The sequence below is a fragment of the Chitinophaga sp. genome (genome assembly GCF_035564935.1).
Classification (GTDB): Bacteria; Bacteroidota; Bacteroidia; order Chitinophagales; family Chitinophagaceae; genus Chitinophaga.
Genome location: NZ_DATMTE010000600.1, coordinates 1 through 25,129, shown reverse-complemented (window position 1 = coordinate 25,129; position 25,129 = coordinate 1). Strand labels below are relative to the sequence as shown.

Below are 25,129 nucleotides of genomic sequence, written 5' to 3'. Positions count from 1 at the left end.
GCTGTTGGGAGCAATTGGATCACGGTCTGAAAGCCCCCAGGTAAACATACGGTCATTGTTCACCTCAAAACTGTTCAGCAATTGTTTGGCGCCTGTTGCACGGCGCTCCGATAATTCACGATTGTAATCAGCTGCCCCGGTGTTATCGGTATGACCGGTAATGAGGATCTTTGTTTTATTATACCTGTTGAGCACATCTGCAAAATGCCTGAAAGTAGGTTTTATACTTTCGTTCACCTGGTCGGACGAAGAGGCAAACAATACGTTGTTGGGGAAGATCACCTTCAGGCTGTCTTTGATAATACTTACTTCCGCATCATTCAGGGTATTCTTCAGCTCTTCATATTGCTTCGTCATATAAGCATGCTGGCTGCTGGTTTTCCGGGAAGATGCGCAGGAAGCCATTAAAACAATGGTCACTATTGCCACCAGGCAATAACGTGAGGTCAATAACATTCTTTTCATATCCGCTGTGTTAAGATGCAAAGGTATGTAAAATAGCCATTATCAGGCTGTTGCATAAATATTCTATAATATTTGCAAAAACATATATGCGTTAATGTTATAACGCTCCTGCGCGGCTTCCTGAAAAAAAGCGGTAGCAGCATTGGGTTTATAATTTTATCTTGGAGAGATATGAGTACCATTCCATTGATACAAAGCATACTGGCCCTGTTGGCAGGCATTGCCCTCATTGTATTGCTCACGGCTCGTTTCCGCGTGCATGCTTTTTTTGCGTTGCTGCTGGCCAGTATACTTACCGGCATTATTTTACAGTTGCCTGTAATGGATATCCTTGGCAGTATTAAAAGCGGCATGGGCAATATTATAGGCTCACTCGGGCTGCTTATTGTGCTGGGTACCACGCTGGGGCTTATCCTGGAGCATACCGGCAGTACCACCGTGCTGGCTAATTATGTGCTGCGTCATACCGGTACCGGCCGCTCTGCGCTGGCGATGAATATCATCGGCTACCTGGTGGGCATGCCCATATTCTGCGACTCCGGATTTATTGTATTAAGCGGGTTAAACAAAGCGCTGGCTAAACGTTCCGGCATCTCCATGGTGGTGATGGCATCATCGCTGGCAACGGGGCTGTATGCCGTGCATTGCCTGATGCCGCCGCACCCCGGCATTACTGCCGCTACGGGTACCTTGCATGCAGAAACGGGCAGGGTGATGCTGTATGGTTTGCTCATTGCTATTCCGGCGTCGGCTGCCGGTTATTGCTGGTCGGTATTTGCCGGGCGACGGGTAGCCGCTGACGTTAGCAGCCCGGAAGAAGTGGCGGCCGAAACGCCGCAGGGCCCTTCCGTGCTCATGTCGGTATTGCCTATAGCCGTACCCGTTATACTCATCGCCATCCGCTCCCTCAGCGGGCTGGAAATAACGCATCCCAATCCTGTTATCAAAACAATCGCTATCCTGGGCATCCCTGAAGTGGCAATAGGCACAGGGATATTACTGGCTTTAACCCAACTGAAAAATAATATGGGCGCCATCCTGCAGGAAGGCGCTGAAAAAGCGGCGGGCATACTGGTGATCATCGGTGGTGGCGGCGCTTTCGGCGCTATACTGGCAAAAGCGGATATCGGCAGCCACATTGCGCAGAACCAATCTGTTGCCGCATTGGGATTATTGCTTCCGTTCCTGGTTACCGCGTTGCTGAAAACTGCGCAGGGATCGTCTACAGTGGCAGTGATTGCTGCAGCCGCCATTTTGCAACCGCTGCTGCCTGTTATGGGATTTGACTCCGCCAATGGCCGGATCCTTTGCGTACTGGCAATGGGCGCGGGGTCTATGATGATTTCACATACCAACGATGCTTATTTCTGGGTGATCTCTAAATTTTCCGGGCTGGAAATAAAAGATATGCTGCGGGTGTATAGTACGGGTACAGTGGTAATGGGACTGGTATCGGTGGGGTTAGTGTATTTGTTGTCGCTGTTGCTGGCGGTGTAACCATAGCTACACCGCCGCCGTTTTTCATCTCCCTCCTTCCAGCGCCTGCTTCAGATCCGCTACAATATCAACCACGCTCTCCAGCCCCACGCTCATCCTGATCAATCCATCAGAGATACCCGCTTTCTCCCTGTCTTCCTTTTTCATGCCGGAATGCGTCATCGAAGCAGGATGGGATACGAGCGTATCCACGGTACCAAGGGATACGGCACGCAGGCACATCTGCAGCCGGTCGATGAAACGCACGGCCGCATCAAAACCATCTTTCAGTTCAAAACTCATTACCGCGCCGGGATAACGCATTTGTTTGGCAGACAGTGCATAATCAGGATGGGAAGGAAGCCCGTTGTAATTCACCTGTGCTACTGCGGGATGCGCGTGCAGGAACTGGGCCACCGTTTGGGCGTTGCTGCAATGTTGCTTCATACGCAGCTCCAGTGTTTTAACGCCCTGGATCAACAGGAAAGTATCAAAGGGATTGGCGCAACCACCCAGCAGCTTCGCGGTCCTGTTCACCTTTGTTTGCATAAAGGCAATATCTTTTCCGATAAGCACACCGCCGATAGCGGTACCATGACCATTCAGGAATTTGGTGGTGGAATGAAAAACGAAATCGGCGCCATAGCGAAAGGGTTGCTGGAGATAAGGCGTAGCAAAAGTATTATCCACACTTACTTTTACGCCATGCCTGCCGGCAACTTCACAGATCGCGGCAATATCCACACAGCGCATAGACGGATTGGCCGGCGATTCTATATGGATCATTTTTATGGAAGGATCCTGCTGAAGCAGCGAGACTAAAGCAACCGGATCGTGAAGATCGGCGATCAGCGCTTTTACGCCGAACTGCGGCAGGAAATCGAACAGGAACTCGTGGGTACCGCCGTAAAGCGAGTAATGCGTTACAATAGTATCCCCCGCTGCTACATTGGAAAGGAACATGCTGGCCATGGCGGCCTGCCCGCTGGCATGCAGCAATGCTTTCAGCTGTAAAGGCTGACCATCTGCAGCGGTGATGCCAAAAGCTTCGAGGGTAGCGATCAGTTCTTCTGCCACTGATACAGTGGGATTGCCAAACCGGGAGTAAATATAGCCGGGAGCCGTACCTTTAAAACGGTCCATACCCTGCTGCGCATTGTCGAATGTAAAAGTAGAGGTAGCGAAAACCGGTACCAGGTGGGCGTGTTCCGCCAAATCGGACTGGGCGGCATGGATAGCTGCCGAAGCCATTTCTGTAAAAATAGGATGATTGCTCATGCTGTAAATTTATAGTTTCCCCGGAAGAAAAAACAGGTACAAATAAGAAAGCCCTTAATACGACAGCCGCGCTGTCACTATCTCCCTGATCTTTTAACGGAGGAGTTTATATGGTGGGGATAGTTCCCCCATCAATGATATACTCCGTACCACTTAAATACCCTGCACGTGGTGATACCAGGAAGCCTACAAATTCAGCTACTTCTTCCGGTTTGGCCGGGCGTCCCATAGGGATGCCACCAAGGAACTGCATAAGCTGCTGCAATGCCTCGCTAAAGCTGCTGCCTGCACGGTTAGCCATTTCCTCTATCATCTTGTCGGCGGCCGTGGTTTGAATAAAGCCGGGCGAAACGGTAAGTACCCTCACTCCTTTTGGCGCTACTTCGTTAGATAATCCTTTGCTGTAATTGATCAATGCTGCCTTTGCTGCAGCATAAGGCAGCGTGGAATCATAAAGCGGCAGGGTACCCTGTATGGAAGCGATGTGAATAATAACACCCTCACCTTTTGCCAGCATATATGGCAACAATGCCCTGTCCAGCCGTACCGGCGCCAGCAGGTTGGTTTGAAGGGTGCTTTCCCAATGATGATCTGTTAACACCGCAAAGCCGCCACCAGGCGTTTCGGAACCGCCCAGGTTATTCACCAGGATGTCTGCACCTCCATATTGTTCGCCCACTTCGCCGGCTACGGTAGCAATGCCTTCGGCTGTGCTCAGATCGGCTCCTATAAAATGAAATGCCGGATCTGTATCCGCCGGCCTTGTTCTGGCAGTGATGATCACTTTTGCCCCTGCCCTGGCCAGCCGCACTGCAATGGCTTTTCCCGCTCCCTTTGTTCCGCCTGTTACCAGCGCTGTTTTACCTGATAGTTCATTGTCAAAACTTAATCCTGGTTTCATCTGTTATTGTTTTCAGCAAAACTCCCTCAATTTCCTATGCCGGTCAATAACGGAAAAACGATTCACATAGGGTAAAATTTATCCCTATCGCCTGTTTAAGAACAATAAAGTACTTTTGAACCATGTATGTAAAAAAGCTCCCCATTACGCTGAATTGCGGTCTTGATCTCGTAGGGGAAGTGCTCTACGGCAAGTGGAAAATACGCCTGCTGTATTTCATCCATGAAGGGCATAAACGCCCAAGTGAATTACAGCGGCAAATACCCGATGCCACCCGTCGTGTATTAAATATCCAGCTCAATGAAATGGAGAAACATGGCCTGGTATCAAAAAAGATATTTGCGCAGGCTCCGCCAAAAGTAGAGTATAGCCTTACCCCGCTGGGCGTCTCTCTTATACCGGTAATAAGGATTTTGGGAGAATGGGCGGATGAACATGAAGATGTATTGAAAGAAGTGATCCTGCGTGGGAATTAACCTATGGTATTCAATACACACACCGGGAACCACTGGTTAACTTTTTCCTATCTTCGGAAAAAAAAGGTTATGATAGCATTCTTAGGCATGGGCCTCCTGGGGTCAAATTTCGTAAGGGCATTGATCAGTAAGGGTGAACAGGTACAGGTATGGAACCGTACTGCTTCAAAAGCCACAGCCCTGGAGGCATACGGCGCCAGGGCATTCCCTGATGCAGCCGCTGCTGTTAAAGGCGCTAACCGCATTCATCTTACCCTGAAAGATGATCATACGGTAAATGAAGTACTGGCAGCTGCGGCGGCCGGACTTACACCCGGCGCAGTGATCATTGATCACACCACCACTTCCGCCGATGGCGCAGTGGCCAGAACAAAAGAGTGGAAAGAACGTGGATTTACCTACCTGCACGCCCCCGTGTTCATGGGCCCGGCAAATGCGCTGGATAGTACCGGCTATATGCTGGTTTCCGGCGATCAGGCAGTGATCAGTACCTGGGAGCCCGCCCTCTCAAAAATGACAGGGGAAGTGATCAATTTTGGCGATACCACCGGTAAGGCTGCAGGTATGAAGCTTATCGGGAACAGTTTCCTGGTAGGGCTTACCGCCGGACTGGCAGATACCTTGTCGCTCGCCAAAGCGCTGGAGATACCGGTGAGCGATGTAAGCTCCCTCTTCAGTTCATGGAATCCCGGCGGCGCATTACCGGCCCGTTTACAACGCATGACTTCCGGCAATTACAGCAACCCTTCCTGGGAACTGAGCATGGCGCGGAAAGACACGCAGCTGTTTATTGATGCAGCCAGTAAAAGCAATGTTCCGCTTGCCGTATTGCCGGCTATTGCTGCGGAAATGGACCGGTGGATTCAGAAAGGACACGGCAATGACGACTGGACCGTGATAGGTAAGGATAGCATCTGAATAAAAAATTAATGATAAAAATAAGCGGGCGCACCACATATGGTACGCCCGCTTATTTTTATCACTCGTTATCAATCTTCCTTTAAAACTACCGTATAACCCGCAGGCACAAACGTTTCTGCCGTTGGCGATGTGATCACCTGCAGATTCATACTGCCGGAAGGCGGCGCCGTAAGTTTATAATGGATCTCCGCCTCGTTGGCTTCCGTGAAAACAATGCGGGTTACTTTAAGCGTATAACCGGAAGTAGGCTGATTTTCTGCCGTAATCACAATACTGTTTACCTTATCATTCACCGGCGTGGAGGCAAAGCTCACCGGCCCTTTCCCGCTCTGTTCTGCCGCAGCGCTTTTATGCGCCTCTATAAATGCAGCTGCATTCTCTACCATTTTTGCAGCTTCCGCTTTAGTGATATAGGATTTTGGGCGATAGTTCCCGTTTTCCAGGGCTACCACTTTAAACTTGATCAACGTTTGCACCGCATTCATTCCGCCCCTCACGAATGAGCCTTCATCTTTGATATTGATGAACATCATGTTTACCGGGTACTGGCCGGTAGACTGTATCGCCTCATACAAAGCAATGGCAAACTGTTCCCTTGTAGCCGGCGATTCAGGGTTTACATCGCGCTGCGATTCCACGCCATTAAGTGCTGCAATAATAAGGGAAGGTGCGTACGTGGCTTTATCATTGGCCTTTTTGAAATAATCAGTGGCTTTGGGAGCTTTGATAAAACGGACATTGTCGATGTTCAGCCCAAGCCCTTTTACAATGAGGTCAATGCCATTGCCAAAGGAGATCCGTGGTTTTGGCTTTGGGGCCGTCATTTCCATGCAGGCTTTACCGGTGCTGTGTACATCTGCCGGGTGCAGGGTTAAAAGAAATAACGGTAATGCTACTGCAGTATATAGTTTCATAAAACAGGTGTTTAACATACTGCGAAAGTAGGAATTTGTAACAAGATGACATGAGCGGGTGTGACAATATTCCTCAACTGTGTAATAACAGCGCCTAATAAATGATCCGGAAGGTAAGATTGATCCTTGGCTGCAGGGGCCTGGCCGATTTAGGAATGCGGTGTTCCCAGTGATGCTGCAAATCACCTTTCATGATCAGCAGGGAGCCATTACCTAATTTGAGAGAATACTTCTGCTGATGATCTTTCTTATTCCTGAAATCAAAGCTCCTTGCCTGCCCCAGGCTCAGGGAAGCAATATTGGGATGCTGCCCCAGTTCCTTTTCATTGTCACTGTGCCAGGCCACCGAGTCGTTTCCATCGCGGTAATAGTTCAGCAATACACTGTTGAAATTCATGTGGGTAAACGCTTCCACCTTCTCCTTTAACGCGCTCAGCGCAGGCGTCCAGGGATGCGGATCTATCTGCTTTTCAGACAGGCGGTAGCTTTTCTTTGCATCGCCGAACCAGGCCGTAAGCCGGGGCGTGAGCAGCATTTTATCTTTGATGGTAAGCGTGGTTTGCTTCCAGGGCGCTGTACCAATCAGTTCATTCATCAACGCCAGCGCAGCCCCCGCCTCCAGGAAATGGGGATAGTATTCCAGGAGGTTTTCCGGGAAACGCAAGCTTTCATTATCATCAAAAAAACTTAACTGCGACATATACGGCACACAATTTAGTAAGGTTTCCTATAGATAAATTTACATCAATTTTATGCCGGAAGGACCCTCAATAGTAATTCTAAAAGAAGAAACAGCCCGCTTTGCCGGGAAAAAGGTGATCAGCGCCTCGGGCAATTCAAAAACAGTTGACTTCAGCCGGATAACAGGAAAAAAAGTAATTGCCTTTAAAAGCTGGGGCAAACATTTCCTGATCTGCTTCCCGGGCTTTACCATACGCATTCACTTCCTGATGTTTGGTACCTACCGGATCAATGAAACTAAAGAGATGCCGGCCCGCCTGCATTTACAGTTCGCCAACGGGGAACTGAATTTCTACACTTCTTCCATAAGGATCATAGAAGAACCACTGGATGAAGTATACGACTGGAGCGCCGATGTGCTGAATGAAAACTGGGATGCTTCAAAAGCATTGGCTAAACTTAAAAAGATCCCGGATGCACTGGTTTGCGATGCGTTGCTGAACCAGGATATTTTTGCCGGTGTAGGAAATATTATTAAGAACGAAGTATTGTTCCGTATACGCGTACACCCGCAAAGTCTGGTGGGAAAACTGCCCTTGAAAAAACGGAAAGAACTGGTACGCGAGGCAGTGCAATACAGCTACGACTTCCTTGAATGGAAGAAAGCATTTGTACTGAAAAAACACTGGCTCGCACATACGAAAAAGATATGCCCGCGGTGTGAGATCCCGCTTATTAAAGCCTATCTTGGGAAAACTAACCGGCGGAGTTTCTTTTGTAACAACTGCCAGATAATTTATACATAGATTACTTCACCCCGTTCAGCCATTGCAACGCCTTATACGCCGCGTTATGCAAAATGGTAAGATGCGTTTCTTCCGGCAACGGCATAAAGGCAGCATGTATTCCCGGCGTGCTTTTCAGTAACTCCCCCAGCTGTTTCGCGGGTACTTCCATCTCCTTTCCCTCTTTTCCTACGGTAACGAATACACTGGCATGTACACCCCGTGAAGCCGCCAATAGTTTCCGGGCCTGCTTCAGCAGGGATTCCTGGTCCCACCATAAGCTCGGACTAACGATCACGTAGTTGTTAAAAAGGGCAGGCTGTTTCAGCACTATTTCGGAAGCCAGCAGTCCGCCCAGCGATTGCCCGATGAGGGTAGTGGTATCGTTGGTGCGGAAGTGCTGCTGCACATATGGTTTCAGCTCCTTGTCAAGAAAGCGGATAAACTTTTCCGAACCACCGGTAGTAGGAAAATCTTCTTTATCTTTTTTCACAGTAGTGGGAAAGGTGAAGTCGCGCTTACGGTCGGTGTTGGCGATGCCCACCAGGATTGCAGGCGGCAGCTGTTTGATCATGGTGAGGAACTGCACGATTCCGGCAATATGGATAAAGTCTTCGTTTGCTGAGCCATCCAGCAGGTATATCACCGGGTAGCGGGTGTTTCCTGCTGCGTAACCATCGGGCAGGAATACGTTCAGTGTGCGGGTTTCATTCAGTGCAGCGGAAAAAAACTGTTGCGTTTCGCCTAAAACAAAGGGAGTGGTTTGTGCTGTTGATGTGTTGATTCCTATCATTCCGGTTAACAGGATTGCCCATAGATGCCGCATCTTTTTCGCCCAAACATAAGACAATATATGATACATTTTAAAGAAAGAATGAGGCAATGGAGATAACTACCGGTAGGAAAATAGGAATATATTGGCCCTTCATTTTGCCACGTTACAAATCATTTATGAAACATTTTGCGATTGCTTCCGCCATGTTGCTGGGGTTTACCATACAGACTATGGCACAGGGAAAGAAAAATACGGCTGTTGTGCCGCACTACTACAACAACCGTGCGCCTCTTCATACCAAACCATATACCATGCTGCCCCTGGGCGCCATTACTCCGCAGGGATGGCTGCGTACAGTATTGGTACAACAAAAGAACGGCGCTACCGGCCAGCTGGATAAGCTATACCCGCTGGTAATGAACCAGCGCAACGGATGGCTGGGCGGTGATGGCGACCAGTGGGAACGCGGGCCTTACTGGATCGACGGATTGCTTCCACTGGCTTACCTGCTGAAAGACGAGGCGCTGATTGCCAAAGTAAAGCCATGGGTGGAATGGTCCATTAAAAGCCAGCAACCCGATGGGTACTTCGGCCCGGGCAAAGACTATCCGTATGAAGCGGGTATACAAAGGGACAACAGCCACGACTGGTGGCCCAAAATGGTAATGCTGAAAGTATTGAAGCAATACTACGACGCCACGGCAGATCCGCGGATCATTAAGCTGATGACGAATTACTTCCGCTACCAGCTGAAAGAGTTACCGCAAAAACCGTTAGATCACTGGACTTTCTGGGCAAAGTACCGTGCCGGCGATAACCTGGCGGTAGTATACTGGCTGTATAATATTACCGGAGATGCTTTCCTGCTGGATCTTGCAGAAGTGATCCACAAACAGACCTTCGACTATACCAATGCGTTTATGCATACTCCCCTGCTGTCAACAACAGGGAGCATACATGGCGTAAACCTTGCGCAGGGAATAAAGGAGCCTATGATCTATTTCCAGCAGCATCCGGATTCCTTATACCGCAAGGCTACCGCCAAAGGATTCGATGACCTCCGTACATTTAATGGCATGGCAAATGGTCTTTATGGTGGAGATGAAGCCCTGCATGGCAACAATCCCACGCAGGGATCTGAACTGTGCTCGGCGGTGGAAATGATGTTTTCGCTGGAAAGCATCCTCGAAATAAGCGGCGAGGTACGATATGCCGATCAGCTGGAGAAGATCGCCTTTAATGTGCTGCCTTCGCAGATCACGGAAGACTTTATGACCCGCCAATATTTCCAGCAGTCCAACCAGGTGATGGCTACACGGCATATCCGCAACTTTGATGTGAACCACAGCGGCACCGATCTTTGTTACGGGTTGCTTTCCGGTTATGCATGCTGTACCTCCAATATGCACCAGGGCTGGCCCAAGTTTGCACAGAACCTGTGGTATGCTACGGCGGATAGCGGCGTGGCTGCGCTGCTTTATGCCCCCAGCGAAGTGAAAGTATATGTAGCAGGACAAACCCCGGTTACAGTAAAGGAAGTCACCAATTACCCGTTTGAGGAAGCCGTTACCTTTAACATCAGCACTCCCAAAAAAGTAAGCTTCCCTTTCCACCTGCGCATCCCTGCCTGGTGTAAGCAGGCAACCGTAAAGGTCAACGGGAAGGTATGGCAGGAAGCGGCAGGTAACCAGGTGGTGAAAGTGGAAAGAACCTGGCAGCAGGGCGATGTGGTGGAACTGGCGTTGCCGATGCACATCTATAAGGAACACTGGTTCGAAAACTCGATATCCGTAGAACGCGGCCCTGTAACTTATGCGCTGAAGATAGGTGAAGCAATAACTACCGTAAAGAATGATAAAGACGCGTTGGACTACGGCGACAGCTACCGGGAAGTGCGTCCCACTACCCCATGGAATTATGCACTGATAGCCACCCCCGACGATAAACTGGCCACACGCTACCGGGTAGAAAAAAACGATCATAAGAGCGCCTGGCCGTGGAGCCTGGAGCATGCTCCCATCTCCCTGAAAACAACGGCAAAAAGGATCCCTTCCTGGAAGTTATACAATGAAATGACCGGTCCTATTCCTTATAGTATTACCTACGGTATGGAAACCGGCGAAGAAGAAGAGATCACATTGGTGCCTTTTGGGTGCACCAAATTGCGCATTTCCCAGTTCCCGGTGGTGAATGGCCGGTAACATGCCTGAAAACGGCGAAGAAGCAGTATGGCAGTGATTTAGCACATACCTGGCGCGTACAGGAAAGGTGGACTTGAGGTGGACTTGATGCGGCGGTTGCCTGCAGTTATTGTGGGCGCTCCCATGATGGCTGCAGGCGCCGCCCTACTTTTTAAAATTATTTATTTTTCTGCTGCAGCTTGATGGGCAAACCAGTTTTAAGGTTAAGTTCAACCTCCTGTTTGGTTTCTGCTAAAACAAACAGGCTGCGGATCTTATAGATATTATCCAGTTTGGATAATTTGGTAAGATTAAACAGTTCATAGGCTTCCATATCTGCCACCAGTATTTTAAGGAGATAGTCGAACTGCCCGTTCATTTTATAGCATTCCATTACTTCCGGGAACGTATTGATCTTTTGCTCAAATGCCGGAAGCCGGTCCTGGCCATGTTCTTTAAGGGTTACACTGGTCCATGCCACGAGGTTTTTGCCCAGTTTATTCTTATTAAGCACGGCGATATAGCGTAAAATATACCCCTCTGCCTCTAAACGTTTCACTCTTTCAAATATAGAAGTAACTGACTTACCTAACCTGGAAGCAATCTCTTTATTGGTGGTCCTGGCGTCCTCCTGCAATATGTCCATTATACACATATCAATCTGGTCAGGTATGAAACTCATGGCTGATTTTTTTTCAAAAATAGGAATACTGCTACTGATTTAATGAAAAAAAGTCGGCGGCACTGCATTTTTTTAGTTTTGTTTTCGCTTTTATCTGTGTTGCCGTTATTCCATTGCCACATGATCTACCTTGCTGTTATAGAAATCTAACCACGTTTGGAAGACGATCAATAGTCCTCCACATTATTATTCATTAAACTCATTTTTACATGAGAGAGAGTATTGTACTGCCGCTCCAAGCGGTGGGCATGGATGCTATTGCCTTAGTGGGCGGTAAATCCGCTTCACTGGGCGAGATGATCGCTAATTTATCGGAGGCAGGCGTTGCTGTTCCTTCCGGGTTTGCCATTACTACCAGGGCATACTACGATTTTATGAAGCAAAGCGGCCTGGAACAGTTTATTGCGGAGCAGGTAGCCACGGTAGATTTTAACGACATCATTACCCTGCGCAGGGCGGGTCAGAAAATAAGACAGGCCATCAGCAGTACCCGGTTTCCGCATGAACTGAGCGAGGAGATCATTGCTGCGTATCATACCTTATCGCAGCAATACGGACAGGAACAAACCGATGTGGCGGTACGTTCGTCGGCCACTGCAGAAGACCTTCCGGATGCCTCCTTTGCCGGCCAGCAGGAAACCTTCCTCAACGTAAGGGGACCAGCCGCCCTGATTGATGCCGTAAGGAACTGCTTCGCCTCATTGTTTACCGATCGCGCCATCAGCTATCGCCAGAATTTCGGATACGATCATTTTAGTATAGGCTTATCCGTATGTGTGCAGAAAATGGTGCGCGCCGATCTTGGCGCTTCAGGTGTGGCATTTTCACTCGATACCGAATCGGGTTTTAAAGAAGTGGTGGTGATCAACGGCTCTTTTGGTTTGGGAGAAATGGTGGTACAGGGCGCTGTGTCGCCGGATGAATTTATCGTATTCAAACCGTGTATGCAGCAGGGTTATACTCCCATCATTGAAAAAAAGCTGGGCGTAAAAGATAAGAAAATGGTGTATGGTGAAAGCAGCGATGAAAGAACGAGAATTATCCCGGTAGAAAAAAAACAGCAACAGCACTTTTGTTTGAACGATGCGCAGATCATGCAACTGGCTACCTGGGTGCGCTGCATTGAAAAATACTATTCTGAAAAGAAAGGCCGCTGGTGCCCGATGGATATTGAATGGGCGGTAGACGGGCTAACCAACGACCTGTTCATTGTACAGGCAAGGCCCGAAACCATTCATTCCCGCAAGGATCACAGCAAAGTGACCACCTATGCCATTGAGCATAACGGTACCCCGCCACGGCAACTGCTCAAAGGAATCGCCGTAGGCGATAAAATTGCGGCAGGCAAAGTGAATATTCTTTTTTCGCTGGATAACCGGCTCATTACCGGCAGCGAATTTAAACCGGGCGATGTGCTGGTAACAGACATGACGGACCCCGATTGGGAACCGATCATGAAAATGGCCTCCGCTATTGTAACCAATAAAGGCGGGCGCACCTGTCATGCTGCAATAGTAGCCCGTGAAATGGGCATCCCTGCTATTGTTGGCTGCGGCGATGCTACCGAAAAATTAAACGACGGGCAAAACATCACCGTTAGCTGCGCAGAAGGCAGCGACGGCATTGTATACGAAGGCATTCTTCCCTTCCGGGAAGATTTGCTGGACCTGGGCGCGCTGCCGGCCATCCGCACGCCGCTGATGCTGAATGTGGGATCCCCGGCAATGGCCTTCCAGTTTACGCACCTGCCCAATAAAGGTGTAGGACTTGCCCGCGAAGAGTTTATTATTAACAACTATATCAAAGCGCATCCGCTGGCATTGCTGCATCACCGGGAGCTGAACGACCCGGAGCTTTCTGCGAAAATTGCACAGCTCATACAGGGACATGCCAGTGAAACGGATTATTTCGTAGACAAGCTTGCCTATGGCGTAGGAAAAATTGCCGCCGCTTTTTACCCGGAAAAAGTAATTGTGCGCTTCTCTGATTTCAAGAGTAACGAGTACTTCAATTTACTGGGCGGCAAACACTTTGAGCCTACGGAAGAAAACCCTATGATAGGCTGGAGAGGCGCTTCCCGCTACTATTCCCCCCAATACAAACCAGCCTTTGAACTGGAATGTAAAGCGCTGGTGAAAGTAAGGGAAACCATGGGGCTGAAAAACGTAGTGGTAATGATCCCTTTCTGCCGCACTGTAGAAGAGCTGCAGCTGGTATTGGCAACCATGGAAGAATTTGGGTTGCGCCGTGGGCAGCAGGGGCTGGAAGTATACCTGATGGCGGAACTGCCTTCCAATATTATGATGGCTGAAGAGTTTTCTGCATACATAGACGGATTCTCGATAGGATCCAATGATCTGACACAGCTCACACTTGGTCTCGACAGGGATTCTTCCCTGGTGGCCAATCTTTATAACGAGCGTAATCCAGCCGTGCTGCGGATGATTGCACACCTGATCAAAGTGGCGAAGCAGCAGAAAGTAAAAGTGGGGATCTGCGGGCAGGGGCCATCCGATTTTCCTGATTTCACAAAGTTCCTTGTGGAGCAGGGCATAGATAGTATTTCAGTTACACCAGATGCAATCATAAAAACGGTGATGGCGATCCATGAGGCGGAAGATTAGAAAAGGAGTGCCCCCTGGAACTGCGTGTAATGCGTGGTTTCAGGGGTTCTTTTATGCTCCTGCTATTTCACCGGCAATTCATCGGGATATGGTACCGTTTTCTTTGTGGTTTTATGTACCGGTAGTTGCGCTCCACGTTGTTTCAGCTCTTTGGTAAGTAACCGGGCCAGTTCTTTTATTTTACCGGGATAACGTTCAGCCTACCTGGGCATATTGATAGCCTCCATAAATTGCTTCAGGTAAGCGTCGCCAATGGGTACATGATGTTCACCGGTGAAGATCCTTTGCCGTTCTATGCTGTCAATTTTATCCAGGGAGATGATATACGACTTGTGTACGCGAAGAAAGCGGAAGGGCGCCAGGATATCTTCAAAACTGCGGAGGTTCTGTAAGGTGAGGATCTTTTGTTTGGTAGTTTGTATCGCTACGTAATTGCGGAGGGCTTCTACAAAAAGAATGTCTTTCACATCTACCCGTACTATGCGTTTATCGGTACGTACAAAAATATAATCCGTGCCGGCAGGCTGGGAAATGGCAGGCACGTTTTTGGCCAATACCCTTTGTACTGTACGGGCGAAGCGTTCAAAGGAAACGGGCTTCAGGAGATAGTCCACCGCCTCCCGGTCGAATCCTTCCACGGCATATTCATCGTATGCGGAAACTATCACCACGTGTATCCCCGGAGGCGCCAGCTGCATAAATTCTATGCCTGAAAGCTCCTGCATTTGTATATCAAGAAAAACTACATCTACCGCCTCATTCTTTACAAAAGCCAGTGCTTCCTGCGGGTGATGAAATGTTTTCAACAGCTGCAGATCCGGCGTTTTATTGATGAAAGCCACCAATACCTGTGCGGCCAGGGGCTCATCGTCTACCACTATGCACTTTACTGCCATATCGTTACCAGTTGATCGTTAAATTTATGAAATATTCTTCTTTGCCTCCTGTAATCTCCAGCTGATGTTGGGCAGGATAGATCAGCTGCAGGCGTTTTCTTACATTCTCCAGCCCAATGCCACCTGTTTTATCGTGATATGTACCCGAAATAAAATTATGCACGCTGAATACCAGTTGTTGTTCATCTCCTTGCAATGTAATGGTGACCGGCTTTTCAGGGCGGTTGGTAATACCGTGTTTGAAAGCGTTTTCCACGAAAGGCACCAGCAACAGTGGCGCTATTCTTTTATCCGGCAACTGTGCAGGCCAGTTAAAAACGATACCGGTATCGCAACCGGTACGGATCCGTTGCAAGGTAACAAAGTCCTGCAGGTAGCGGATCTCTGCTGTTACAGGCTCGCGGTTTTCAATACCAGCAGGCTGGTTTACCATGTATGCCAGCAGCTGTGTAAGCGTTTTATTGGCGGTTACTACTTCCGGCGATCCCGTTAATGCCAGGGAGTAAATGCTGTTCAGGCTGTTGATCAGGAAATGCGAATTAAGCTGCATCTTTAAAAATCCTGATTCTGCCTGTAATTGTTTTTGTTGTAAAATGGTTCTGCGTTTATCTTCTTCCAGCCATAATATAAAAAAACAGGCGGCAAAAGCAGCCATAACTATAATGGCGCTGCTCCACAAACCGTTTACCAGGTATTGCTGCAGCGTGGTATATATCTCCACCCGTTGCCCGTGTTCTATACGATAGCCCCTGTATAACACTTCTTCCGGGAAAAAATTAAGGGCAATGGTATACTTCAGCAGGATAAATCCCATAAGCACCGGCAATAGTAAAGCCAGTAGCTTTTTTATATTTTTCGTTTCCAGGAATGGCGGGATCATCCATTTCAGGCAGCTATAAAACAGGATAAAGTTCAGCGCGCCAAACAAGCCGTCGTTGATGCTGATGCGCCGGAAGGATTGCAACATGTACCGGCCGGCCATCAGGAGGTTTACGCCATACACCAGGAGCATCCAAACGAGCAGCAGGAGTAAAAATTGTATGATATGTTTCCGGGCGTTACGCATATAGTGCTATTTTATGGGAAACCACTAACTGGTTTTGTACCAGCAACAGCGTTAATTCCCGGTCACCGGTTTCTACTGCAATAGTGATATCGGCTGCCGCTTTAAACTGAATGAGACTTTCTTCCGTTAACTGCTGCAACCGCAGCGGGATAATAAAGCCCGGATGTTCTTTACCGGTTACCCGGAGATGCAGCCGCGGCGTGGTGATCAGCAATGCGCGTAACCGGACATATTTCTCAAAATGCACAAGCTCCTTTTTTACACTCACCCGCTCGTTTTCCAGCGCCTTATCGTACAGCATATACCGTAACAGGTCCGACAGCAGCAGGATGGCGGCGGTACCTTCCAGTTCACGTTTACGCTCATCCTTCAGTACGGGCGTAAGCAGTTGAAGGTGGTGCAGCAACTGCCGGGAACCGGTGTTCATGCGCTCATACCTGGTATGAGCTGCTGCTGCGGAAGCAGCCAGCTGCCGGTCGGCCGGGTCGGTATTGCGCCACTGCAGGAAGAGGTAATAACCATAAGCCAGCAAAGCAACGCCGGCGCCGGTTTTCAGTGTAAGCGGCAGGTACGCGCTGAATGACATATATACTTTTGGTACACCGCTGAGGGGAATTAAACCGAGTAACACCTGGTCGGGGAAAAAGAAATAACCGGTTGCATACTTGATCACTGCAAAAACCACTGCCAGTAAAAAGGCGCCGCCGGCGGCCGGCAGGAAACGCCGGCGCCTCAATGTATAAGGCAGCCATACAAACGCCAGCAGATAAAACAACTGGAAGTTAATAAAGCCATACAATACCTGTTGTACCAATACCCATTTCACACCAAACGGCGAGGGCCAGTTTACCCGGATCTGCGGAAATGCGTACAGTAATATCAACGCCATCCACACGGCGAGATGGATGAAATACCGGTACAGCTGATATGTATTTTTCCTGTTCAACAAGTGCTGAAGATACTATATACCACTATTGTTTCCGTATAAAAAAGCGCTTATTTTTTTGGTCCCTGTTACCTGCCGGTTCGTACCTTACTGCAACCGGTATGTCCATTATCTGCCGTGGTAAAAAAAACGATGCCTACTTTGCCGCTACATTCACAAAAACAAATTACTACCAATAATGAAGAAAGCAGTTTATGCAATGTGCCTGCCCGCCGCTCTTTTAGCTGCACCGGCAGCACTGCTGGCACAGCAAAACAACGTGGTAAAATCTATTACCGTAAAAGGAACCGTGGAGTTTACCGATCCTAAAAGCAGCAGTAACAAAATCTGGCTGCTGAAAGATAACCTGAGCGGGAAACCGGTAGTGGTAGATTCCTGCCTGCTGGCTAAGGACAATACCTTTACCTTTAAGATCAAACAGGATCACCAGGGAGTATACACCGTAGATGCCCTTCATTGGGACCAAGCCACTTTCTGGAGCGATGCCGATGTAAAAATGAACATGCGGGGTTATGACACTTCTTTCTATAAAGTTAAAGTACCGCATTATAATTATGTGGAAGGATCTTACGACAACAACTTCATTAACATGATGACGCTGAATGGTGAGCTGAACTACCGCCGGATGATTGATGAATACAACATGGAGTACTACGCCAAAAAAGCGACCGATACTACCTGGTACGGCTATATGAAAAATACGAAGAAATATAATCCTATGCGTGACGACTATAATATCCGCCAGGATGTATTAACCCGTTCCTATGCCGACCGGCCGGTACTGGTATATGCCCTGCGGGGCATGGCAGGCACTGAAGCCGGCGCCCAGTACGACAAAGCCATGCAGCAGCTCGACAAACTGATAGCGCACTATCCCTGGTTATCTGAAGCAAAGCAGCTGAAACAAACCATTATTACGAATAAAGCCCAGGCGATGAAACTGAAAACCGGTCAGCCTATGCCTTCCGTTAAATACCCTGATGCAAACGGCGGGCTCGCAGGACTTGAAAAATACAAGGGAAAATATTTGCTGGTAGACTTCTGGGCCAGCTGGTGCGGGCCTTGCCGCCAGGCCATCCCTAAAGTAAAAGAGCTTTATGACGAATACAAGGCAAAAGGTTTTGAAGTGGTAAGCATCTCTATAGACACCGATAAAAGCGCCTGGAGAAAAGCGATGAAAGAGGAAGCAATGCCCTGGGAACAACTGCTGAGCGATAATAAGGATAAGACGATGGAACAGTTCCAGTTTTCCGGTATTCCTACACTTTATCTGGTAGACAGGGAAGGTAATATTATGGAAAGATTTACCGGCTACAGCGATGTAGCGGAAGCAAAAATAAAGGAAAGCATTGCCAACGGCACAAAGGCAAAAGCTGTAAAGTCAGCTGCATCAGTGCCTATGAGCAGCTTCTAAGCAACAACCAGCCATTATTACATACAAAAAGGATGTGTTAAAAGTTACCACTTTTAACACATCCTTTTTTTTACCTGCTGTAAATGATCTTACCACTGCGGATGGTATACACCACATCAGCAAAATGCTGGCTGTTTGTATGCGGATCGGCTTTCAGCAGTACAATATCCGCATCCATTCCTTTGGCAATACGGCCGCTGTGCCGCGCCATTCCAAACCTCCTGGCCGGAGCGGTTGTTAGCGAAGTGAGTATCTGATCAAAGCTCAGCCCGGCTTCCGACATCAGCCTAAATTCGTCGGAGGTATCATAATCGGTGATATATCCCACATCGGTACCAAATAAAATTTCACCACCGGCGCCTGCATATGCGCGTAATTGCTGCAAAGCAGTTGTCATTAACGGGTTGCTTAACGGGAGGTCGTTACGCTCCAATTCCCATTTGTAAAGTTTCAGTGTAGGGATAAGCGCCACTTTGTGCTGCAGTAACTGATCCGTTTCCTTTTTCGTCCAGGGGCGATAACCATCCGGGGCCACGTGTGCGAGGATATCCACCCCTCCTGCGAGTGCAATGTTCACACCGGTATCGGAGGTAGGGTGTGCAAAAACAGGCTTATGAAATTTATGGGCGGTGCTGATCGCAGCCTTTATGATATCCGGTGGCATTGGTACAATCCCCTGTCCGTCCGGCGATGCGGACATCATCTTGATGCCGTCGGCGCCTGCCCTGATCTGCTTGGTAACATGCGCCACTGCTTCTTCGGGTGTATTCATTTCCGGCAGGGAAAGCGGCCGGATATAGAAGGGGTTTCCATGAGGCGGCACAAAGGGCTCGCCTACTGTGAAAATAGCAGGACCGTTTACTTCGCCAGACATCACCCTGGCACGAAGCGTCAATAGATTGGGATAATTCAGCGCTGCCAGGTCAAACACCTGTGTAAAACCCCGGCTGTTGATCATGCTGTCCATTTGCCGGCTGAGCTGTGCTGCCGGCTGTTGATCCGCATGATCCCATTTGGGTTCTATAAAATGTACATGGCAATTCCAGAAACCGGCCATCATCACCAGGCCTTTGCAGTCCACCACTTTCATATCTGAGGGCACCTTAATTTGCCGGTCGCTGCCAACTGCTGCAATTTTACCGTTTTTGACAATAACCACACCGGATATAATGGGTGAAGTTTGAGGGCCCGTATAGATGGTGGCGCCTACCAATGCAAGCCCCTGTTGTGCAGGAGATTGTGCGTAAGCACTTCCCGAAAGGAGCATCAAAAAATAAAGCAGGTATGTTTTCATCAGATAATTTATTAGTTATTCAACTGCAATTTTAATTATTCTATGTTACCTGCCGGTTATAAATGTTATGAGCGTATTTAAATACGTTGCAGAAAGTGTGGATAGCTTTATTAAAAAGGGCGCCCCGTTTGTTTGCAGCAGGAACAGGCGGTTTACGTTTCCTTAAAATGCTTACAAACCAATCGCTCGTAACTAACCCTAAATATGCTGATCCCTTTCAATAATACTGGACTACCGGTTTTGTTTTTACTGGACTACAAGCAGCATCCGATTAAAGAATAAATTTGTACGTTCATAAAAAAACATCACATGAAATTCAGTATCCAGCCTATATTGGAAAATGAGCAGGTAATTCTTTATCCATTGCAGGAAGAGGACTTTGAAGCGCTGTATGCCGTAGCATCGGACCCGGAAATATGGGAACAGCATCCTAACCGGGACCGCTGGAAGAAGGATGTTTTCCGTAATTTTTTTGACGGCGCTATGCAAAGCAAAGGCGCATTTAAGATTGTGGATAAAGTAACCGGGAAAATTGCAGGCAGCACGCGCATGTATGATTATAATGAAGCGGAAAACAGTATCCTCATCGGCTATACGTTTTATGGCACACAATACTGGGGCAAAGGTATTAACAAAGGCGTAAAGGCCATGATGCTGGATTATCTTTTCCGGTTTGTTTCACGTGTATATTTTCATATCGGGGCTGGTAATATCCGTTCGCAGATAGCTATCAGCCGTATAGGTGCGGAAAAGACCGGAGAACAGGAAGTAACTTATTTTGGAGAAAAGCCGAAACTTAATTTCGTGTACGCAGTTGATAAGGGGAAATGGATTTTGAATCAGAAATAATGAGAAGCCTGGTGGGAGAATGCCAGGCTTGATCACTTCACCGGCTTCAGCTCCAGCACTTTCACCTGGAACGGCGCCAGTTCCAGCGTTACTTCCGCTTCACTGTCCATTTCTCCTTCCTTCATTTCTCCTGTTACATTATAAGCAGAAAATTTCACGTGGTAACCTGCCGGCAATTCTAATACATCTTTTAGCCTGAAGGTAATTTTTTTTATTGCTGAAGATGGATTCCTCCACGTGAGCGTGCCTTCCTGGTGGTTCCAGGCGGCAAAGCCGTAAATTTCCTGTTTACCGGGATCACCGCCTACCCAGTGTATATCCGGTAATACGTTGCGGTGTTTATCCGACCATCGCATGGCTTTTGCCAATACATTCCAGCTGTTGCTGCTCATGAGATGCGGGTTGATGTATAGTTCCTGCATACCGGTGCCGTTACCAAAGAACTCCCAGATATCTTCTGCAATGCCTGCGTCATCGTTAGTAAAACCGGCGCCCACTCCATTTTCATTGTTCACTACTATACCATGATACATCATGGCGTTGAGGGGATATAGTTTTGCACGCTTTACCACGTTTTTATATACTTCCGCGTCGCGGTAGGTGATCCATTGCTGCCTTTTTGTACCTGCGCCCAGCAATCCCATATCACCGCCGGCGCGCCAGATGGCATCTCCATAATTAAGCCAGTAGGGAGAAGGCCAGGTGCCCACGGTTAAATTGAAAAAGAGGTCGGGTTTCATTTTACGCAGGTCGGTGATCACGCGTAAAAATGCTTCCACATCCTGTGCGTACTTCTCTCCTGCCCCGCTGGCGCCGTTGCCGGCTCCTACGCCATCAAACTTAAAACTTACCACACCCTGTTCTTTCACAAAACCTGTGGTGAGTTGTTTGAAGTAGTCAAAGTAATTTTTATCAGCCAGGCTCAGGCCGTTGTCGTTGGGCGTAAAAGGAAGATGTAATGTTTTGATACTGGCAAGGCGGCTGATCTTTTCCTGGTCGTAGCCTCCCCAGGGAGATACCCATACGCCCATTGCGGAATGGTATTTCCTGGCCAGGTCTTCCATCTTCTTAAATCCATTGGGCAGGTGTTTGCTGAAATGCCAGAGTTTATTATAATCGTCCCAGCCACTGTCCCACAGGAAAGCGCTGATCTTTGCTTTACGTTTTTGTACGAGGCTGTCGCCGAACATGCGGATGCGGTCCATGGCATTGGCCTCGGTGATTTCTTTACCATCATATCCTACATCGTACCAGGAGTTATAATGAGGGAAGGGGCGGTAAGGAACAGCCCGTACTTTTTCCAGGTAGTAAAGAAAGCCCCGGCGCAACTGTGTTTCCGGCGTAACGCCCCAGGCGGTGCTGATATCAAAGCCGTTGCCGGAACGTAAGGTAGCGGATGCCGCTATACTACTACCGGCGCCCTGCGTTGTTACCTTTCCCTGCGCCATTGGATGTTCCAATGCGAAGAAACTGTTACCTGCCAGTATGGGAGAGCCATCTACGATACCGGAAAGCAGCGGCTGACAGGTCTCCGGAACCTTTACCAGCAACAGGTCTGTTACTGTTGCATTGGGATCTGTAATATGAAAATGCTGTTGAATGAAGTTGCAATCGTTATGCAGCGTAATTTGCCAGGTAACACGAATATTTTTCGCAGTGTTCACCAATGAAAAGGTTAACTGCTTACCCGGGAGGCGATCTATTAACCGTACTGCTGTTTTTGAAGGTGTAATGTTACCCGCATGTTTTGCGCTTATTTCGAAAGCGGAGGCGGTTAATGCGGATCCATCTTTCAATTTAAATTCAAACAAATTACTTTGCAGGAAGCTGAACGATTTACCTGTCAGCTTATCAGTGAACACTGCTTGTTGTACATGGTTTCCGGATGTGGTTATCTTTAGTGCCAGCACATTATTTTCCAGAACACCGGTGGCAGGCTGTACTACTGCTGCCGCAGGGGATTTCCCTGCATAATATACCTGTGCGGATAACGACAAACCGGATAGCAGTAAAACGGCCAGATAAACGGATCTTCTTTTCATGTATTCACCTGTTAAACGAGGATAATGTTAGCTGATTTCAGCGGACTTTCCCCGCACAAACGATTGCGTGAAATGATAAATAGCGGTTGTGAAAAAAGATATCAGCCCGTAGCAGCGCTTTTCGTGTTCTTCTGTCAATAAAGAAAAAGAGCCGGGCAAATACCCGGCTCCTGTACTATTTGCGGAAATAATGCGCATTCAGCAGCAGCATCGACAACAACATCAGCGCCACGCCCGCCCATTGTAAACCGTTCACCGGTTCCTGTAAAATAAAATGCGAACATACCACCGCCACCGGTAATTCAGCGGTCATAATTACCCCGCTGATACCGGCGCCTACTTTAGGGATTCCTTTTGCAAACAGCAAAGGAGGAATCACTGTACCAAAAAGAGAAAGGAACAACGCCCACTTCAGCAGGCCGGTGTCAAAGTGCGTGCTGGTCACCAGTTGCGGCGCATTCACGAGAAAAATGCACAGCGTGGAGCCAGTAATCATCACCGCACTTTTTTTCCCTGCATCCATCGATTTGCCTACGCGGCTGTTGGCAATAATATACACCGCATATAAGAAAGCAGACGCACCTGCATACAACAAACCTTTTACCGACAGTCCTGTAATACCATTCCCCGCCAACCCGCTGCCCATCCAGGTGCCAGCCAGGATCATCACCGTTGTGATGAGTTGTAATAAAGAGGGTATCTTCTTAAAAAACACCGCTTCCATCAGCAATCCAATCCAGGTAAACTGCATCAGGATCACGATAGCCACCGATGCAGGTATATAAGCCACCGATACATAGTAAATAAAACTGGTAACGCCTATACACCCGCCTGTGAGCAGCAACCAGGCCCAATCGCCGGTACTCATGGAATGGCGTTGCCGCCTGGTGATGATATACAGCAGCCATAAAACAACCATGCCTGCAAAGGCTTGTGTAACGGATATTTCCGCGGCGTTATAGCCTTCGCGGTAGGCTAATTTTACAAAAGTAGAGAGGATGCCGAAGCTGCACGCGCCGGCAAAAACCATTAATATATACCTGGTCATTATTTTCGTTTGTGTAAAAAATAAAGGAAGACTTTAAGGAACACGAAAATAACCAGGCTGGTAAAACAGACTCAGTGTATAGATATGATAAACTGATTCCTGCAACAGGAATAGCTAAAAGCCGTAGTAACGCTGGTTATTTTGCGTGCAAAACAACAACAGCCGGCGGAGGTGTGCTTGAATAAATATGGTGCATTTTGTGCCTGATTGTAGTTAACAAGGTAGAAATATTTTTTTATATCTCCCTAAAAAAATAAGCAGCGCCGGCGGCCGGGCCACCGCCGGTTTTAACTGCGCTGCTGTAATAAAGGATCTGATACTAACTGTTATACCCGTACGATAATTTTCCCTACCGTTCTGCCGGTTTCTATATGAAGATGCGCCTGCCGTATTTCCTCAAAGGGGAAAGTTTTGGAAACGATAGACCTCAAACGGCTCTGTTCCAGCAAAGCAGCAATACTACCCATTTCTGCGCCATTGGAGGCCACCAGGATGAAAAAGCCATTGATGCCTTTGGCCTCCGCCCTGGCGGTAACGGTTTCCCGTAAACCGGAAGGAATACTGATGATGGTAGCGCCGGGTTTCATTACTTCGAGCGACTGGTCAATCACATCGCCGCCAATTGTATCCAGCACAAAGTCTACATCCGATACATACTGTGCCAGTGGCTGGGTATGATAATCGATATGTTCATCGGCGCCCAGGCCGAGAATAACGTCCCTGTTGGCGGCAGAAGAGGTACCTATTACGTATGCACCAAGGTTTTTTGCCAGCTGCACCGCATAATGCCCTACACCGCCTGCTGCGGCATGGATCAGTACTTTGTGACCTGGTTTGATGCTGGCATGATCTATCAGCGCCTGCCAGGCAGTAAGCGCCGCCAGGGTAGCTGCAGCCGCTTCCTCATGGGAGATGTTTGCCGGCTTCAGCGCCAGGTGCGCCGCCGGCGCAGCTACGTACTCTGCATAGGCGCGGCCATGCCCGGGAAAGTTGACCATCCCGAACACCTCATCGTTTTCTTTGAACAAGGGCGAGTTGGAAGCTACCACCACTCCTGAAATATCCCATCCAAGGATCAGCGGGTTTTCTTCCTTTAATATATTGTACCGGCCTTTGCCGGCACGGGTTTTAACATCTACCGGGTTAATGCTGATGGCCTTTACCTTTACCAGCACTTCTGCTTCCCCAGGCACCGGCACCGGCAATTCCGTTAACACCAGGTTATCCACACTTCCTGCACCGGTTAAAACAATTGCTTTCATACTACATTATTTATATGCACAAATTTATACCTGCGCCAGCTTTATTTACTTGTACATTATTTCTATAATTCTGTACATTTAGCGGATTTTGCCGCGGAGTTTGTCTGACTCAGGATTAAACTGATTACGCTGATTACGCTGATTTTATTTTTGG

Annotated in this window: 22 protein-coding genes; 8 read left to right on the top strand and 14 right to left on the bottom strand. The window is 48.3% G+C overall.

Annotated features, from left to right (window positions below):
* A partial coding sequence (locus VN105_RS15290; RefSeq protein WP_325642388.1) for an OmpA family protein occupies positions 1-465 on the bottom strand: 465 nt, incomplete at its 3' end.
* A gap of 171 nt (positions 466-636) precedes the next feature.
* Between VN105_RS15290 and VN105_RS15285 the strand changes: the two genes are divergently transcribed.
* On the top strand, positions 637-1,962 hold the full coding sequence (locus tag VN105_RS15285) for a GntP family permease (RefSeq protein ID WP_325642386.1): 1,326 nt from the start codon (positions 637-639) through the stop codon (positions 1,960-1,962).
* A gap of 24 nt (positions 1,963-1,986) precedes the next feature.
* Here the strand turns inward: VN105_RS15285 and VN105_RS15280 are convergent, their stop codons facing one another.
* Positions 1,987-3,219 carry an aminotransferase class I/II-fold pyridoxal phosphate-dependent enzyme gene (locus VN105_RS15280; protein ID WP_325642384.1) on the bottom strand — a complete coding sequence of 411 codons (1,233 nt, stop codon included), beginning with the start codon at positions 3,217-3,219 and terminating at the stop codon, positions 1,987-1,989.
* A 106-nt stretch (positions 3,220-3,325) separates the two neighbouring features.
* Entirely contained in the window at positions 3,326-4,120 is a 795-nt protein-coding gene (locus VN105_RS15275; protein WP_325642382.1) for an SDR family oxidoreductase, read from the bottom strand.
* A gap of 122 nt (positions 4,121-4,242) precedes the next feature.
* Between VN105_RS15275 and VN105_RS15270 the strand changes: the two genes are divergently transcribed.
* Positions 4,243-4,596, top strand: a complete 354-nt coding sequence (locus tag VN105_RS15270) for a helix-turn-helix domain-containing protein (RefSeq protein WP_325642380.1) — start codon at positions 4,243-4,245, stop codon at positions 4,594-4,596.
* 69 nt (positions 4,597-4,665) lie between these two features.
* Positions 4,666-5,514: an NAD(P)-dependent oxidoreductase gene (locus VN105_RS15265; protein ID WP_325642378.1), complete on the top strand. Its 849-nt coding sequence runs from the start codon at positions 4,666-4,668 to the stop codon at positions 5,512-5,514.
* Between the two features lie 71 nt (positions 5,515-5,585).
* On the opposite strand, the gene VN105_RS15260 is transcribed toward VN105_RS15265, so the two are convergent.
* Complete coding sequence (locus tag VN105_RS15260) at positions 5,586-6,431, bottom strand: protease complex subunit PrcB family protein (RefSeq protein WP_325642376.1); 846 nt, start codon at positions 6,429-6,431, stop codon at positions 5,586-5,588.
* Positions 6,432-6,525: 94 nt separating this feature from the next.
* Positions 6,526-7,131: an alpha-ketoglutarate-dependent dioxygenase AlkB gene (locus tag VN105_RS15255; protein WP_325642374.1), complete on the bottom strand. Its 606-nt coding sequence runs from the start codon at positions 7,129-7,131 to the stop codon at positions 6,526-6,528.
* A gap of 52 nt (positions 7,132-7,183) precedes the next feature.
* On the opposite strand from VN105_RS15255, the gene VN105_RS15250 reads away from it, so the two are divergent.
* Complete coding sequence (locus VN105_RS15250) at positions 7,184-7,918, top strand: DNA-formamidopyrimidine glycosylase family protein (protein ID WP_325642372.1); 735 nt, start codon at positions 7,184-7,186, stop codon at positions 7,916-7,918.
* Position 7,919: 1 nt separating this feature from the next.
* Here VN105_RS15250 and VN105_RS15245 read toward each other — a convergent pair whose 3' ends face one another.
* Entirely contained in the window at positions 7,920-8,690 is a 771-nt protein-coding gene (locus VN105_RS15245; RefSeq protein WP_325642370.1) for an alpha/beta hydrolase, read from the bottom strand.
* Positions 8,691-8,848: 158 nt separating this feature from the next.
* Between VN105_RS15245 and VN105_RS15240 the strand changes: the two genes are divergently transcribed.
* Positions 8,849-10,873, top strand: a complete 2,025-nt coding sequence (locus VN105_RS15240) for a beta-L-arabinofuranosidase domain-containing protein (protein ID WP_325642368.1) — start codon at positions 8,849-8,851, stop codon at positions 10,871-10,873.
* A gap of 157 nt (positions 10,874-11,030) precedes the next feature.
* On the opposite strand, the gene VN105_RS15235 is transcribed toward VN105_RS15240, so the two are convergent.
* Positions 11,031-11,534, bottom strand: coding sequence for an Lrp/AsnC family transcriptional regulator (locus VN105_RS15235; protein ID WP_325642366.1), 504 nt, complete (start codon positions 11,532-11,534; stop codon positions 11,031-11,033).
* A gap of 209 nt (positions 11,535-11,743) precedes the next feature.
* Here VN105_RS15235 and ppsA point away from each other — a divergent pair, with 209 nt between their 5' ends.
* Positions 11,744-14,158, top strand: coding sequence for a phosphoenolpyruvate synthase (gene ppsA / locus VN105_RS15230; protein WP_325642364.1), 2,415 nt, complete (start codon positions 11,744-11,746; stop codon positions 14,156-14,158).
* 200 nt (positions 14,159-14,358) lie between these two features.
* Here the strand turns inward: ppsA and VN105_RS15225 are convergent, their stop codons facing one another.
* The 3 genes from VN105_RS15225 to VN105_RS15215 are packed head-to-tail and all read right to left on the bottom strand — an operon-like array spanning position 14,359 to position 17,069.
* The gene (locus VN105_RS15225) at positions 14,359-15,054 is read right to left on the bottom strand and encodes a LytTR family DNA-binding domain-containing protein (RefSeq protein WP_325642362.1); all 696 of its coding nucleotides are present in this window, start codon (positions 15,052-15,054) and stop codon (positions 14,359-14,361) included.
* 4 nt (positions 15,055-15,058) lie between these two features.
* Entirely contained in the window at positions 15,059-16,120 is a 1,062-nt protein-coding gene (locus tag VN105_RS15220; protein WP_325642360.1) for a sensor histidine kinase, read from the bottom strand.
* Positions 16,113-17,069 (bottom strand): hypothetical protein, encoded by a 957-nt coding sequence (locus tag VN105_RS15215; RefSeq protein ID WP_325642358.1) that lies wholly within the window; start codon positions 17,067-17,069, stop codon positions 16,113-16,115. Before VN105_RS15215 ends, VN105_RS15220 begins: the two co-directional genes overlap by 8 nt.
* 175 nt (positions 17,070-17,244) lie before the next feature.
* Between VN105_RS15215 and VN105_RS15210 the strand changes: the two genes are divergently transcribed.
* Positions 17,245-18,480 (top strand): TlpA disulfide reductase family protein, encoded by a 1,236-nt coding sequence (locus VN105_RS15210; protein ID WP_325642356.1) that lies wholly within the window; start codon positions 17,245-17,247, stop codon positions 18,478-18,480.
* 70 nt (positions 18,481-18,550) lie between these two features.
* Here VN105_RS15210 and VN105_RS15205 read toward each other — a convergent pair whose 3' ends face one another.
* Complete coding sequence (locus tag VN105_RS15205; protein ID WP_325642354.1) at positions 18,551-19,774, bottom strand: amidohydrolase family protein; 1,224 nt, start codon at positions 19,772-19,774, stop codon at positions 18,551-18,553.
* A gap of 309 nt (positions 19,775-20,083) precedes the next feature.
* Between VN105_RS15205 and VN105_RS15200 the strand changes: the two genes are divergently transcribed.
* Positions 20,084-20,623, top strand: a complete 540-nt coding sequence (locus tag VN105_RS15200) for a GNAT family N-acetyltransferase (protein WP_325642352.1) — start codon at positions 20,084-20,086, stop codon at positions 20,621-20,623.
* 32 nt (positions 20,624-20,655) lie between these two features.
* Here VN105_RS15200 and VN105_RS15195 read toward each other — a convergent pair whose 3' ends face one another.
* From VN105_RS15195 to VN105_RS15185, 3 genes are all read right to left on the bottom strand, one after another.
* The gene (locus tag VN105_RS15195) at positions 20,656-22,665 is read right to left on the bottom strand and encodes a hypothetical protein (protein WP_325642350.1); all 2,010 of its coding nucleotides are present in this window, start codon (positions 22,663-22,665) and stop codon (positions 20,656-20,658) included.
* A 175-nt stretch (positions 22,666-22,840) separates the two neighbouring features.
* Positions 22,841-23,713 carry an EamA family transporter gene (locus VN105_RS15190; protein ID WP_325642348.1) on the bottom strand — a complete coding sequence of 291 codons (873 nt, stop codon included), beginning with the start codon at positions 23,711-23,713 and terminating at the stop codon, positions 22,841-22,843.
* 326 nt (positions 23,714-24,039) lie between these two features.
* On the bottom strand, positions 24,040-24,975 hold the full coding sequence (locus VN105_RS15185; protein WP_325642346.1) for an NADP-dependent oxidoreductase: 936 nt from the start codon (positions 24,973-24,975) through the stop codon (positions 24,040-24,042).
* Positions 24,976-25,129: the final 154 nt, after the last annotated feature.

What these genes read in the sequence shown, in the direction of transcription:
- VN105_RS15190 (WP_325642348.1), bottom strand. Translation starts at nt 23,713, where the DNA reads ATGACCAGGTATATATTAATGGTTTTTGCCGGCGCGTGCAGCTTCGGC.
- VN105_RS15220 (WP_325642360.1), bottom strand. Translation starts at nt 16,120, where the DNA reads ATGCGTAACGCCCGGAAACATATCATACAATTTTTACTCCTGCTGCTC.
- VN105_RS15235 (WP_325642366.1), bottom strand. Translation starts at nt 11,534, where the DNA reads ATGAGTTTCATACCTGACCAGATTGATATGTGTATAATGGACATATTG.
- VN105_RS15265 (WP_325642378.1), top strand. Translation starts at nt 4,666, where the DNA reads ATGATAGCATTCTTAGGCATGGGCCTCCTGGGGTCAAATTTCGTAAGG.
- VN105_RS15250 (WP_325642372.1), top strand. Translation starts at nt 7,184, where the DNA reads ATGCCGGAAGGACCCTCAATAGTAATTCTAAAAGAAGAAACAGCCCGC.
- VN105_RS15185 (WP_325642346.1), bottom strand. Translation starts at nt 24,975, where the DNA reads ATGAAAGCAATTGTTTTAACCGGTGCAGGAAGTGTGGATAACCTGGTG.
- VN105_RS15260 (WP_325642376.1), bottom strand. Translation starts at nt 6,431, where the DNA reads ATGAAACTATATACTGCAGTAGCATTACCGTTATTTCTTTTAACCCTG.
- VN105_RS15195 (WP_325642350.1), bottom strand. Translation starts at nt 22,665, where the DNA reads ATGAAAAGAAGATCCGTTTATCTGGCCGTTTTACTGCTATCCGGTTTG.
- VN105_RS15205 (WP_325642354.1), bottom strand. Translation starts at nt 19,774, where the DNA reads ATGAAAACATACCTGCTTTATTTTTTGATGCTCCTTTCGGGAAGTGCT.
- VN105_RS15245 (WP_325642370.1), bottom strand. Translation starts at nt 8,690, where the DNA reads ATGATAGGAATCAACACATCAACAGCACAAACCACTCCCTTTGTTTTA.
- VN105_RS15200 (WP_325642352.1), top strand. Translation starts at nt 20,084, where the DNA reads ATGAAATTCAGTATCCAGCCTATATTGGAAAATGAGCAGGTAATTCTT.
- VN105_RS15270 (WP_325642380.1), top strand. Translation starts at nt 4,243, where the DNA reads ATGTATGTAAAAAAGCTCCCCATTACGCTGAATTGCGGTCTTGATCTC.
- VN105_RS15210 (WP_325642356.1), top strand. Translation starts at nt 17,245, where the DNA reads ATGAAGAAAGCAGTTTATGCAATGTGCCTGCCCGCCGCTCTTTTAGCT.
- ppsA (WP_325642364.1), top strand. Translation starts at nt 11,744, where the DNA reads ATGAGAGAGAGTATTGTACTGCCGCTCCAAGCGGTGGGCATGGATGCT.
- VN105_RS15285 (WP_325642386.1), top strand. Translation starts at nt 637, where the DNA reads ATGAGTACCATTCCATTGATACAAAGCATACTGGCCCTGTTGGCAGGC.
- VN105_RS15240 (WP_325642368.1), top strand. Translation starts at nt 8,849, where the DNA reads ATGAAACATTTTGCGATTGCTTCCGCCATGTTGCTGGGGTTTACCATA.
- VN105_RS15280 (WP_325642384.1), bottom strand. Translation starts at nt 3,219, where the DNA reads ATGAGCAATCATCCTATTTTTACAGAAATGGCTTCGGCAGCTATCCAT.
- VN105_RS15275 (WP_325642382.1), bottom strand. Translation starts at nt 4,120, where the DNA reads ATGAAACCAGGATTAAGTTTTGACAATGAACTATCAGGTAAAACAGCG.
- VN105_RS15225 (WP_325642362.1), bottom strand. Translation starts at nt 15,054, where the DNA reads ATGGCAGTAAAGTGCATAGTGGTAGACGATGAGCCCCTGGCCGCACAG.
- VN105_RS15255 (WP_325642374.1), bottom strand. Translation starts at nt 7,131, where the DNA reads ATGTCGCAGTTAAGTTTTTTTGATGATAATGAAAGCTTGCGTTTCCCG.